This window comes from Roseateles oligotrophus (genome assembly GCF_025717515.1).
In the GTDB taxonomy this organism is placed as follows: Bacteria; Pseudomonadota; Gammaproteobacteria; order Burkholderiales; family Burkholderiaceae_C; genus Paucibacter_A; species Paucibacter_A oligotrophus.
On sequence record NZ_JAJIRN010000004.1, the window covers coordinates 442,040 to 454,683 of the forward strand.

At 63.0% G+C, this 12,644-nt stretch carries 8 protein-coding genes; 4 read left to right on the plus strand and 4 right to left on the minus strand.

What is annotated here, in order from left to right; translation table 11 throughout:
* Window positions 1-3: 3 nt before the first annotated feature.
* Window positions 4-1,272, minus strand: coding sequence for a serine/threonine protein kinase (locus LNV07_RS11065; RefSeq protein ID WP_263571211.1), 1,269 nt, complete (start codon window positions 1,270-1,272; stop codon window positions 4-6).
* Between the two features lie 190 nt (window positions 1,273-1,462).
* Between LNV07_RS11065 and LNV07_RS11070 the strand changes: the two genes are divergently transcribed.
* Together LNV07_RS11070 and LNV07_RS11075 are read left to right on the plus strand one after the other, a co-directional pair.
* Window positions 1,463-2,428, plus strand: coding sequence for an AEC family transporter (locus LNV07_RS11070; RefSeq protein ID WP_263571212.1), 966 nt, complete (start codon window positions 1,463-1,465; stop codon window positions 2,426-2,428).
* A 19-nt stretch (window positions 2,429-2,447) separates the two neighbouring features.
* On the plus strand, window positions 2,448-4,913 hold the full coding sequence (locus tag LNV07_RS11075) for an alpha/beta hydrolase family protein (protein WP_263571213.1): 2,466 nt from the start codon (window positions 2,448-2,450) through the stop codon (window positions 4,911-4,913).
* Window positions 4,914-4,967: 54 nt separating this feature from the next.
* Here the strand turns inward: LNV07_RS11075 and LNV07_RS11080 are convergent, their stop codons facing one another.
* Window positions 4,968-5,987, minus strand: a complete 1,020-nt coding sequence (locus tag LNV07_RS11080) for a tetratricopeptide repeat protein (RefSeq protein ID WP_263571214.1) — start codon at window positions 5,985-5,987, stop codon at window positions 4,968-4,970.
* A 395-nt stretch (window positions 5,988-6,382) separates the two neighbouring features.
* Here LNV07_RS11080 and LNV07_RS11085 point away from each other — a divergent pair, with 395 nt between their 5' ends.
* Both LNV07_RS11085 and LNV07_RS11090 read left to right on the plus strand, forming a co-directional pair.
* Entirely contained in the window at window positions 6,383-8,524 is a 2,142-nt protein-coding gene (locus LNV07_RS11085; RefSeq protein WP_263571215.1) for a YjbH domain-containing protein, read from the plus strand.
* 168 nt (window positions 8,525-8,692) lie between these two features.
* Window positions 8,693-9,268, plus strand: coding sequence for a hypothetical protein (locus tag LNV07_RS11090; protein ID WP_263571216.1), 576 nt, complete (start codon window positions 8,693-8,695; stop codon window positions 9,266-9,268).
* Window positions 9,269-9,806: 538 nt separating this feature from the next.
* Here the strand turns inward: LNV07_RS11090 and LNV07_RS11095 are convergent.
* Together LNV07_RS11095 and LNV07_RS11100 are read right to left on the minus strand one after the other, a co-directional pair.
* Window positions 9,807-10,814 carry an SDR family NAD(P)-dependent oxidoreductase gene (locus tag LNV07_RS11095; protein ID WP_263571217.1) on the minus strand — a complete coding sequence of 336 codons (1,008 nt, stop codon included), beginning with the start codon at window positions 10,812-10,814 and terminating at the stop codon, window positions 9,807-9,809.
* A gap of 37 nt (window positions 10,815-10,851) precedes the next feature.
* The gene (locus LNV07_RS11100; protein ID WP_263571218.1) at window positions 10,852-12,507 is read right to left on the minus strand and encodes an alginate export family protein; all 1,656 of its coding nucleotides are present in this window, start codon (window positions 12,505-12,507) and stop codon (window positions 10,852-10,854) included.
* Between the last annotated feature and the right edge of the window lie 137 nt (window positions 12,508-12,644).

Consider the following 12,644-nt stretch of genomic DNA (forward strand, 5'->3'; position numbering starts at 1 on the left):
GGCCTATTCGCCCGCGTCACCTGCGGCCGCCAAGCTGGGGGCCGAGGCGGCCATGGCCGCAGGCGCATCGACTTGAGGCAGCGCGGGGCTGCGCTTGATTTCTGGTTTCATTCCGGGCTCGCGCTTGCCGGTCGAATTGGCAGCCAGCACAGCATCCTTCAGCATATTGGCGGCCGGCGTTGCTGCGCTCGCCTTGGCCGCCCCATCGGTGCCGTTTGCGGCCATCAGTTGCGGCCAGACTTGCGGGCCGAAATAGGCGCCCATGGACAACACCGCCATGCCGGCCAAGGCCAAACCGGCCCACAAGGCGCGCCGACTGGTGGCCGGGCGCGGCGGCCAGACGGCCACCGTTGATTCATAGGCAATCGCACCGGTCGAGGCTGTGACCGGCATCGGCGTCAGCACCAGGGCCGAGTGATCCTCTCCGGCCAGCCAGGATCGCAAATCCTCGGCCAACGCTTCGACGCCCGTATAACGGCGAGCGGCCTGGGGCGCCACGGCCTTGCGCAACAAAGCGTCCAGACTGAAGCGCTCCAAAGCCGTCAAACCCGGCCACGAAGCGGCCGGTGAATGAGAGTCGGCATCGGGACTCTGCTCGCTCGGCAAACGCCCATCAACCAATAGACAGAGCAGCATGCCCAGGCCAAAAACCTCGCTGGCAAAACTCGGGGGCTCGCCGGCCAAGGCCTCCGGGCTGGCAAACCCGGCCGCCGAGCCCAGGCCCAAGCCGCGTTCGAAGGGGTCGGCCGGGTCGGGCATGCGCAGCAATCCCATGCCCATCAATTTGAGCTGGTTGTCACTGCCCACCCATAGAAAAGAGGGATCGATTTCGCCCAGCAACCAGCCCTGCTGGTGTGCATAGCGCAGGGCTTCGCATAACTGGACGACCAGCCGCAAGCGCTCCCGCAAGGGCCGGGTAGAGCAGGCCCGCACGATGGGCTGGCCATCGGTGGCATCAAAAATCAGATAAGGCTGGCCGTCAGAGGTGATGCCGCTGTCGGTTGGCACCTTGATGACCTCATGCGACAAAGCCCCCAGATCGCTGACCTGATCGCCAAAGCGCAGCATGATGCCGGCCGAGCGCTCACAGCGCGGCAACACCAACACATTGCAGTTCCGGTCGGCAGCCAACGCATGGCGTGCGCCATACCACTGGCCTGACTGGCTGGCTTCACGGCCATGCAAGGCGGCGCGCAAACGCCAAACACCCAGCACCGCGCCTTCGCGCAGCAAAGCTTGGGGCGACGGGGGGGGGAGGGTGAGTTCAGGCATTCGCATAGGGTTTATGCCCGGATCGTAGAGGACGGCCCCGTCATCACCGCCCTTTTATGCCCCCGCAAACCGGGGGTAGCCGCGCATTCGCTCACACTCCATGCGCATTTGTTGGCAGTTCGGGCCGGCCCTCGCTGGCGCTCGTCTCGTTCAGGCCCCAGCAAGGCGGGCTTGCGATACTCGCTCACGCATGCAAACCATCCTCGCCGTCACCCTGCCCTTCTTTGCGCTGATCTTGTGCGGCTATCTGGCCGCGCAGCGCGGTGTGCTGGCGGAATCGGCGATCCCCGGTCTGAACGGCTTCGTGCTGTTCTTTGCCCTGCCCTGCATGTTGTTTCGCTTCGGTCTCAGCACCCCGCTGGCCACGCTGCTCAACCCTGCGGTGCTGGGTATCTATAGCGCGGCGGCCTTGCTCGTGGTGGCGCTGACGATCCGGCTGACCCTGTCAAAGCGGGTGCAGATGAAGGATGCGGCCTTTGGCGCGCTGGTGGCCGCCTTCCCCAACACCGGCTTCATGGGCGTGCCGCTGCTGGTGGCCTTGTTGGGCGAGGCCGCAGCCGGGCCGGTGATCTGCACCATCTTGGTCGATTTGTTTCTCACCAGCTCCTTTTGCATTGCGCTGGCCCGCGGCCATGACGCCGGGCGAGACAACTCACGCGCGGCGCTGCGTCAAGCGCTGCGGGGCGCGCTATCCAACCCCCTGCCATGGGCCATTGCGCTGGGGCTGAGCGTCGCCGGCCTGGGGCTGACGCTGCCGGGGCCCATGATGACGGTCATCAAAATGCTGGGCGATGCCGCCTCGCCGGTGGCGCTGTTCACCATCGGCGCGGTGCTTTGGCGTGCCGGCCAGCACACCCACAGCCGCCCTCCCGCAGCGCTGTATCTGCCGGTCGCACTGATCAAATTGCTGGTCCATCCGAGCCTGGTGTTTGCGCTCGGCTCGGCGGCGCAAGCGCTGGGCGCGGGCCTGAGCGGCTTCCAGCTGATGGTGCTGACGCTGGCGGCCGCGCTGCCCAGCGCCAGCAATGTGTCCCTGCTGGCCGAGCGTTACGGCGCCGACAATGGCCGCATCGCCCGCATCATCCTGGCCTCGACGGTGCTGGCCTTCTTGAGTTTCTCGACGCTGGCCTGGTGGTTTGCGGCCAAAGTGTCCTGATCTGATACGCTTTGCCGCCATGCTCTCGGACCCCCGCCTCTTGCTAACCCGCTTCAACTATTGCACCCACCGGCTGCTGCTCGGGGCCAGTCTGCTCATCGCGGGCTTGGCAGCGCTGGCCGCACCTCAGCAGAGCGCCTACCAGCAGCCATCGCCGGCGGTGCGCGACTTGCTTGACGCAGCGGCTAGCCCCAAGCATCTGATATCGCCGAACAAGCAGCATTTGGCCATGCTGGAGCTGCGCCGCTTCAGCAGCTTGGCCGAGCTGGCCCGGCCGACACTCAGATTGGCCGGTCTGCGCTTTGACCAGGCCAGCGGTGTGCCCAGCCAGACGGCCGCCATCCAGCGCCTGCGTCTGCGCCCATTGCTGAACCCGCAGGCGCCGGAGCTGGTCGTCGATTTGAACGCCGGCGGCCCGGCCGGCAAGAGCTATTTCCACAGCTTCAGCTGGGCGCCGGATGGTCAACGCTTTTTGCTCGAACGGCGCACCGACCTGGCCAATGAGCTATGGGTCGGCGACGCCGGCAGCGGCCAATTGCAAAAGGTCGCCGGCTTGCGCCTGAATAACGCCTTAGCGCAAGGGGAGTTGGCCTGGCTGAACCCCAGCGAGTTGGTGCTGCTGGCTCAGGTAGAGCGGCGCGGCGCGGCACCCAAGCTGCCGCCGGTGCCCAGCGCCCCGCTGGTGCGCGAAACCTCGGGCCGCGCCTCGCCGGAGCGCACCCATGCCGACCTGTTGCAGACGCCGCACGACGAGCGCCTGCTCGAATATCACGCGTTGTCGCAACTCACGCGCATCAATCTGCGCACGATGCAGAGCAAAAGGCTGGGTGAGCCGGCGCTGTTTTTCAGTGTCGCCAGCCTGGGTGACGCCGACGCGTTGCTGACCGAGCGCATCACCCGCCCTTTCAGCTACAGCCTGACCTGGGACGACTTCCCGCAAGTGGTGGAGGTGCGCCGGCCGGACGGCACCGTAATGCGCGAAATTGCCCGCTTGCCGCTCAAGCGAGGCGTGGCCATCAATGGCGTGTTGCCGGGGCCGAGGCTGTTCTATGCCTCGCCGAACAAGGACGCAGCGGTCTATTGGGTCGAGGCCCTGGACGGCGGCAACCCGAACAACCGCGCCGCGCACCGTGACCATCTGATGCGCCTGGACGCGCCCTACACCGGCGAGGCACAGGAGCTGCTGCGCCTGCCCCATCGCTTCAAAGACATGCGCTTTCTGGATGACGGCCTGCATGCCTTGGTCAGCGAGGACGACGCAATGCGTGCCTGGACGCGCAGCTACCTGTTTCCCCTGCGCGGCGGCAGCATTCGCACCGTGTTTGACCATTCCATGCGCGAGCGCTACGGCCACCCCGGCGCCCCGGTGATGCGCATATCGCCCAACGGCCACATGCTCGCGCAGACCCAGGGCGGCGGCCTTTTGCTGATCGGTGCCGGCGCCAGTCCGAAAGGGGACAGGCCTTTTCTGGACCGACTGTCGCTGCGCGACGCCAGCGTCCAGCGCCTGTTTCAATCCGGCGAGGCGATCTACTCGCAGCCGCTTGAACTGCTGAACGAGAGCCAGTTGCTGACCTTGCAGGAGAGCATCAACACGCCGCCGGCGCTATTCACCCAAAGTCTGACCCAGCCAAACGCGCCCCAGGCCTTGACCCGGGCCCGCGCACCACACCCGCTGATGCGCAAGATCCGCCGCGAGTTGGTCAGCTTCAAGCGCAGCGACGGCGTTGACATGTCGTTCTGGATGTATCTGCCGCCCGACTACAAAGAGGGTGAAGCCCGCCCGACCCTGGTCTGGGCCTATCCGCTCGAGTTCAACGATGCCAGCTTGGCCGGACAGGTGAGCGGCTCGGCCAACCGCTATCCAAACTTCAACGGCATCAGCCCCTTGATGCTGGTGCTGGACGGCTATGTGGTGCTGAACGAAGCGACCATGCCCATCGTCGGCGACGCCAAGGCGGTCAACGACGAATTCATCGAACAAATCACCCTGAGCGCAAGAGCCATCATCGACAAGGCCGAGGATTTGGGCGTCACCGACCCGAAACGCGTGGCCATCGGCGGTCACAGTTATGGTGCCTTCATGGCCGTCAATCTGCTTGCCCATACCGACCTCTTCAAGGCCGGCATTGCGCGCAGCGGTGCCTATAACCGCACGCTGACGCCGTTCGGCTTCCAAAGTGAGCGGCGCTCGCTCTGGGACGCCCGCGACACCTATCTGAAGCTGTCACCGTTCTTGTATGCCAACCAGATCAAGGAGCCGCTGCTGCTGATTCACGGCGACGCCGATGACCGCGCCGGCACCATCCCGATGCAGTCGGAGCGGCTCTATCAAGCGCTGGCCGGCACCGGCGGCACCGCCCGTTATGTGCTGCTGCCGCTGGAGGCCCATGGCTACAACGCACGCGAGTCGGTCGGCCATGTGCAATGGGAAATGCGTCAATGGCTGAAAACCCATCTGGGCGAACCGAAAGCAAGCCATTGATGAAGCCGGATCAAGAAATGTGGCGGCGGCTTGGGTGGCGGCCGCCCGGCCCGATCAACCCAGCTTGGCCAAGCTCTTGCGTGCAGCGTCGACGTTATTCGGGTTGGCGTTCTTCTTGGTGAGGAAGCGCTCATAGGCGGCCCTGGCCTGAGGCTTGTCACCCTTGGCGAGCAAGGCGTCGCCCAGCCTGTGGTCGATCGGCAAGTCATCCGCACCTTCCAGCGTCTTCGCCCGCTCGAACAGACGCACCGCCTCTTCTGCCTGCCCCATCTCGGCATGCACTCGCCCGAGCCCATAGCTGCCGGCCGCTTGGCCAGGCTGCTCGCGTTGCAACTGTTCGAACAAGCTCTTGGCCTTGACGAAGTCCTTCTCATCCTTCAGGTAATGCGTGGCGAGTTGGAGCGTGGCACTGCGCGCTTCGTCCAGCAACGTTGCATCCTTGGCCGGCTTGAGAGCCAGCAGCTCGGTCTCCATCTCGGCCCATTTTTTGCCCTCGGCGGCGATGTAGATGCGAATGACGCGGGCCTGCTCGGGCTGGCTGTTACGCACCGCCGCCTCCAGCTCGCGCGCCTTGGCGACGCTGCCCCCCAGCATGCCCGGCGCAAACAAATAGAGCTTGGACAGCTGAATGCGCGCCATCGCCTGCGTCGGCTCCAGTTCCAGCGTGCGGATCAGCGCGGCCTTGATGTCACCCAGCATAGAGGCCATCTTGAACATGCCGGCGCTGCCCATCTGCACATTCAGGCTTTGCGCCGTGACCAGCTGGCACACGGCCACCGTCGGGTGCTGCTCGACACAGGCCTTGGCTTGGCTCGCGCCGGCCTCGACGCGTTTTTTGTCGCCGCCATCCAAGGACGACAGCGCCAGCGACAAGGCCGCGCTGGCCTCGGCATCGGCCGGATTGGCCTTCAAGCGTGTCTGCGCCAAACGCTCCAGCTCGACATACTTGTTCGCATCCGAGAGTGCGTCGAGTTCCTTGTCCTTGAAGATGGTGGCCTGGGCCGAACCCAAGGCCGTCAGCAAGGTGATTGCGGCCAGGAAGGCACGCGAGCGACGTGGGGTTTGAGTTTGCATGGGCGAGCCAGGGTTGGGGTGTTGAGCGATACCGGCGATTGTGTCGCCCACTCAAGCGCGCGGCCAGTTTGCTGCGACGAATTGCCGATTCGCCGGCTTGAATTGACTCGGACGCTTAGGCCCCGCTTCGCGAGATCGCTTTCTTGTAGGCGGCCCGCATGAGCTGCGAGCTTGATCCTGCTGGTGCACTTTCACCGATTAGCGACAACCGAAGGCTGCTGGGGCGCCGGTGACTGGCAGAATTGCGCTCGCCATGACGAAAACCTGCGGCGCGCGAGCAAGACTCGGTGTCTTGAGACGATCTAACAGTACTTGGGGGTATTAAATTGACTTGCAAACGCGCGACCTTGGGGCAGAGGGCCCTGCCTGGATTCCCAAAGAACTGGACTCTTGCGATGAGCCTGCTTCTGGCCCCCTTCCTTGTAGCGGCTCAAGCCCAAACAGCTGGAATTTCAAGCTTGGGCGTCAGTGGTGGCTTGGCCACCCCCAACGCCGAGGTGCTCGGCAATGGTCTTGCCGCACTAAGTTTCGGCAACTATCAAGACCCCCGTCGGGGCGATTTCGACCAGCGTTTGAACCACTCGCTGGGCTTCGGTTTTCTGCCCGGGCTAGAGCTGTTTGGTCGCTTCGCTCAGCACAAGGGGTTCAACGGTGTTAGAGCGGCCTCTGGCAACGAGATCGTCGATCTTTCGGTGAACCTGAAATGGCAGATCCCACGCTTGCTTGACGGAGTGCCGAATTTGGCAATTGGGGCGACGGATATCGCTGGAGGTGCGAACTACTTCGGATCCGTTTACGCTGTGGCCAGCGACCACTACGGGCCGCTGGCTTGGAGCGCGGGTTGGGGCAACTCGCAGAACGCCTCCACTTCTAATCGCCCCAAGGTTTTGAATGGAGCCTTTGGGGGTCTTGAGCTAAGCCTCTTTCAAACAGGCTTGAGTGCCTTGCTCGAAACCGACGGGGCACAGCGCCATGTCGGTGCGCGCTATCGCAGCCAAGCGATGCCCGGGCTGGGCGACACGCGTTTCATCGCCACGGTGCAACGCACACAAGGCGGACGCGATTTCATGGATCAAGCTCGCGGCCTGACCAGCGTGAATTTGTCCGTCGTCATTCCCCTGCAGCGCGAGCCGGGCCAGCGACAACAAGCAATGGCTGGCGAGAAGAGCTTGCCGGCCCTGCTTGCGTTGCAGCCCTCCAGTTCGGAATCCAGTGTCGCGCCGAGTGCGAGCTCGCCGCCCATGGTTGCCCCGCAATCATCCAATCCGGCACCGACTGCGGACGCGCCGCGCATGCTTGCGCTCGCACAGGCCTTGCAACGCAGTGGTTTGTCTGGGGTCCGGATCGGCGCCGCCGGAGCCAGCCTGATCGTGGAGTATGAGAACAAGAGCTACCTGCACAATGAGGTGGACGCTCTTGGCGTGGCACTGGGCCTGATGGCCGAACGAGCGCCCCAGGGCATTGCGCGCCTCGTGGCCTACGAAATGAAACTTGGCTTGTCGGTGGCAAAGACGACGGTCGATGCCGCAAGCTACCGGCAATTTCTGCGTGATGGTGCTCGCGCGCCGGTTCAGGCTACGTTGGAGCGCGAACTGGCACCGGCGCAGGGTGCCAGCGGCGTTACCGAATGGGTGCAGGCCGGTGAAGAAAGCCATTGGTCCAGGTTTGGCTTGGAAATTCGACCTTTGCTCAATTACGCGCTGGCAACCGAAGTGGGCGCCTTTGACTACTCCCTCGCGGCCAACTTTCGGGCTTCGGCCGGCCTCTGGCGCGGCGCCAAAGTTTTTGCCGACTGGGTCCAGCGCGTCGACAATTCCAAGCAGTTTGGGCCGGGTGGTGCGTTTGGCACGCAGTTGCACCGGGATGGCTTGCGCAATGTTGTGCTGCAACAGTCGTTTTGGCTGGGGCCTCAGATATTCCTGAGCGCTGGCATCGGGCGTTATGACTATCGTGGCTGGGGCGCCGAAGGCACGGCAATCTATAGGCTGCCAGGGCGAGATGATTCGCTGCTTTTCAAGGCCAAGGCGGTAAACCAAGCCGAACTGTATCCAGGCATCAAACGCGACAGCTCGGCCATGAGCATGGCCTATCGCCTGGTGTGGAGCGACGACACATGGCTGGAGGCTGCGGTACAGCGCTACAGCGACGGCTCGACGGGCCCGGAGCTGATGATGACGCGTTGGTTCGGCGATGTCGCGCTCAGCCTGGTGGCTCGCCAGGGCGGTAGCAAGCGCTTTGTGGGTGCGGAATTGAGTCTGCCCTTGACGCTGCGGCGTACCATGCCACTCGGGTCGCTGAGGCTGACTGGAACGAGTCGCTATACGCAAACATTCAGAATTCGTGCCGCTAGTGCCGGGTCACCTGGCCTGCTGTCGCCGAATGCCGTCAGGCCAGCGGATCTGAGCTACAAGCCTGAGGTCGAATGGCTCAATTCAGGGCGTTATTCAGCCCACTATTTGGCCGGCAATCTGGATCGTCTGCGCGAAGCATTCTTCCTCTACGGCCTGCCCCAGATCACGGACTCGGCTCGCCCCTGAAGGCGCGGGATGCCCCTAACGTTTCCGCCCTAAGTTCCATGTGTTGCACTAGCGCCATTTCTTTGGCTTATTAGGCTATTCGAAGGAAGAATTTGCAAGTAGGATCGCTTTGCGCAAGCAGGCGGCGTCCCGCCGCAGCAGAAACTAGTTATGGAAAGAACCCTCGATATGAAACTGACGAAAATTCTGACCGCTTCGGCAATGGCCGTCAGCGGAGCTTTGCTGGGCGGTTGTTCCGACGGTACAGATGGTGAAGTCATCGCCGCGACCACCAACCTGGTCGTCCCCGCCAACGCGACAACAGTGGCCTCGGTGAAGGACGTCCCCTATGTGTTTGCTAGTGGCGTTGCGGAACTGGGAACAGCGACCGCGACCACGGTCAAGTTCACCAGTGCAGGGGCCGCGCCAGCGTTCTCGATCAGCTCAAGTGAAGGTGCAGCCACCGGTGCCACCACCTTCGGCTCCTGCATCTTCACCGTGGTGACTTCGACCTATCCTGCTATTCATCCACTGGCTCAGTTCAAGATCGTGAGGATTGCCAATTGCGGCTTTCAATTCAACACCGCAGGTGTCAACGCGGGTATTTCCATACCAGTACCAAGCTTCTTCGGCCTGGGGTCCGTTAATTCAGCCTCGGCGCCGGTTTCGGTGGTCATGACCGACACTGGCTCGGTCACGGTCAATGGCACCGTGGTGGGCAATGTCACGGTCGGCGTGACCGGTGGGACCGGCGGTGGCGGCTGATCGATGATTCGGCCCAGCTTCATACTGGGCTTGTAGGCTTGGCATAGCGGAGTTTGCGCTCCGCTATGCCAAAGCAAGGCAAAAAACCCAGGCAGGCTTGACGCGGCTTGGGTTTTTTTGTTCTGACATGGCTACCCTGCTCGCCGTTAGCAGAGCAGTATGGGGATCGCGCTAGAGCGACTCATTGCCGGCCCCTCCCCCCGATTTGCCAATCGCTCGGCCTAGTGACGAACACAGCCATGGCCGCCACGTCAAATCTTGGCGTTATTCGTCATTCTGCGAAAATTGGCGCCAGCTTGCCAAGCGTCTCAGGTGCCTCATGCGCTACAGCCGCCAAATGCTTCGCGCTCCCGAGGGGCAGAAACTCTCCATTTATCGACTTTCTCGAGCCCACCTTGGCTTCAATGAACCACCCGGTTCCTCCCGCATCCCGCTGATTCGGCGCGAGCGGGATTCGTTCAGTTGGCGGACTTCGACCATGGTGTGGCCATTGGTGCGGGTAGAGATGACGGAGGTACCAAGGCCAGCGCCCGCGCGCTCAATACGCGGTCCAGCCCCCATCCGTCGCGAAAGCCGCGCCGGTCAGATTGGAGGCTTCGTTCGACAACATGAACAGCATCACCGCGACCTGCTCACCCACCGTCGCGGGGCGACGTTTGGAATCCGCATAGGCCATGATGCTTTGCGTCTTGATGCTGCCCATGCCGGGGCCTTTAGCGGCCTTGCTCGCGGCCATCACGAGCTCGGTCGCGCGCGCCACCATCGGCGTGTCGGTCGCGGCCATATTGACCGAATTGACGCGGATGCCGTAGGGTGCATAGTCGATCGCCGCATTGCGCGTCAGGCCGGTCACCGCATGCTTGCTGGCCACATAAGCGGGGTTGCCGGCCAGACCGGTGAGCCCGGCGATCGAGCCCACATTGACGATCGCACCGCCGCGCCCCTGGGCCACCATCTGCTTGAGCTCCGCCCGCATGCTGCGAAACACGCCGGCCGAGTTGCTCAAAAAGACGCGGTCCCAATACTCGTCCGAGGCCTCATGGATGGGCGCGAAGATCAGCGATTTTTGCTTTGCGTAATCGATCGGATCGCCTGAGTACACACCGTCCATCACGCCGGCATTGTTGATGGCCAAATCCAGGCCGCCGAAGGTATCGACGGCCGTCTTGACCATCAGCTCGCAGGTCTTTGTCTCGCCGACATGGCCAGCCACAAACACGGCCTGGCCGCCCGCCGCCTTGATGCGCGCGATCGTCTGAGCACCCAGCTCCGGTATCCAGTCGACACCCACCACATTGGCGCCTTCACGCGCGGCGCGGATCGCCGCCGCCTCGCCCATGCCGCGGGCGCAGCCGGTGATGATGATGGTCTTGCCCTTGAAACGGTCGGGCGTGAACTGGTCCTTAGGGATAGGCTCGATATCCTTCACCCCAACGCCGGCCTGCGGCTTGCCTTGAAACTGCGCCGACGCATTGCCGGACCCAGCGGCCGCGGCACCCGCAGCCGCCAACACCGCCACGCTCTTCATCAAATCACGACGTTCCATTGCTAACTCCCTGTTGCTGTGGTTGAAAAAACTTGTCTCAATAGCCAATCCGCACAAAGAACATGGTGCTGAGCCATGGGCTGGAATGCGAGCCCAGACCCTGATCGATCGCTTTGCCGGCATAGGTCGCGGCGATATGGCCCTGGAACATCACGTTCCTGGAGTAGAAATACTTGGCCGTCAAATTGAGTTCCGTTCCAAGCTGCTTGGACTCCAACATGGACAGCGCCGGATTGCCGCCAATATTGGTCAACGAGTCCGCCTGGAAGAGCCAGAACTGCGGCACCAGCTCAATGTTCTGCTGCGGCTTCAGGCGCGCCTGCAGCCGGTGCGCGATCAGATTGGAATCCTGAAAAATCTTGAAATGGTTGATGCCCTGCACCCAGGTTTCGCCATTGCCGCCCGACAGCAAGGGGTCCCAGCGCTCGAAACGCTCGCTGCCCGGTTTGTCGCCGGTGAAGCGGGCATAGCGATAGCTGAGCGTCGGTGACCAGGCGGCCTTGGCAAACACATAACCGAATTCGCCGAAATAGCCGAGCGCCTGCATATCGAATTTGCTGTGCGTCTGACGGGCAAACTCGGCGGCAATGAAGGGGCCCGCGCCGCCGCTGGGCGCCGGTTGCCAGCGAACGCGAAAGTCCAGCGCCCGCAAGCCCTCACGCTGCAACTGGCTGCTGCTGGTGTAGTAAGCCGCCTGCGACTTCGGCACCCGCAGCGCCATCACCCCGAGCGTGAAATCATTCAGCGCGGTGGTCTCGACATTGACGCCCTGAATTTGCGTCTTCGAGTCCACCTCCGGCAACTCGTCCGGGTCGATATGAAAGGCTTCGAGCTTCCAGTCGTTATAGGCCAGCCGCGCCAGCAGCACCTGGTCGCCCGCCCAGCGGGGATTCGACTGCAGCGCCGCCCGGTTCAAACCATTCTGGGCGGTGTTGACCAGCATCATGCCCTCACCGACGCTGAAACGTTGCCGTCCGGCCGAGAGGTTATAGACCAAACGGTCTCCCTGCTCGGAGGTGCTGCCGCCGACCAGCCCAACGAAAGCATCTTCGATCGCCACATGGCTGCGCGTGCGGTCGGTGAACAGCTCCTGCCCGACCGAGCCGCTGGCGATGACGCTGGCGCCGCCATAGGCGTACAGCGTGTTCGAGAGCGGCGTGATGCCGTAGAGCCCGGCCTGCACAAAACCTTCCAGCCATTGGCTGTAGCCCTTGCCGGCCGCCTTGCCGACGGCAAAAGGATTGCCATTGAGCATCAGGTCATTGCGGCCATACCAGGCATTGTTATTGCCGTAATACATGGCCAGCGTCTCGAGCTTGGCGCGCACCAAAGTGCCATTCGACTGATACAGGGTCGGGAACTGCGGGCTCGCCTCGGCTTGCGGCGCGGCGCCGTCGGCCAAGGTCACAGCCACGCGCAGCAGCACCCCGCCGGTGCTGCCGTTGACGAGCTCGTGACTGGTGGAGCGGATCTCGGGCGAGCGCGACAAGCGCGCCAGCGCGGCGATCAAGCGGTCCTCGGAATAGCGGTTGCTGGGGTAGGCCGCCAGCGTACGCCTGACCAGGTCCTCCACGCGCGAGTTCAGTGCCAGGTCTGGGCTGGGATTGCTGATCGTGACCTGAACGGACTCGATCCTTTGATGCTCAAAGGGCTCGGTTCGGACCTGCGCCAGCGCGGGCAGTGGAGAAGCCAAACTGCCAAATAGAGCGGTACAAAGAAGAAGATACTTGCTGCGCATGAAATGCCATGAGTGTTTGTTTTTGCTTGCTGGCACTATCGCATAAAGTCATTTCAACTCAGCCGAATCTCATGGTTTGGATCAGGGTTTGG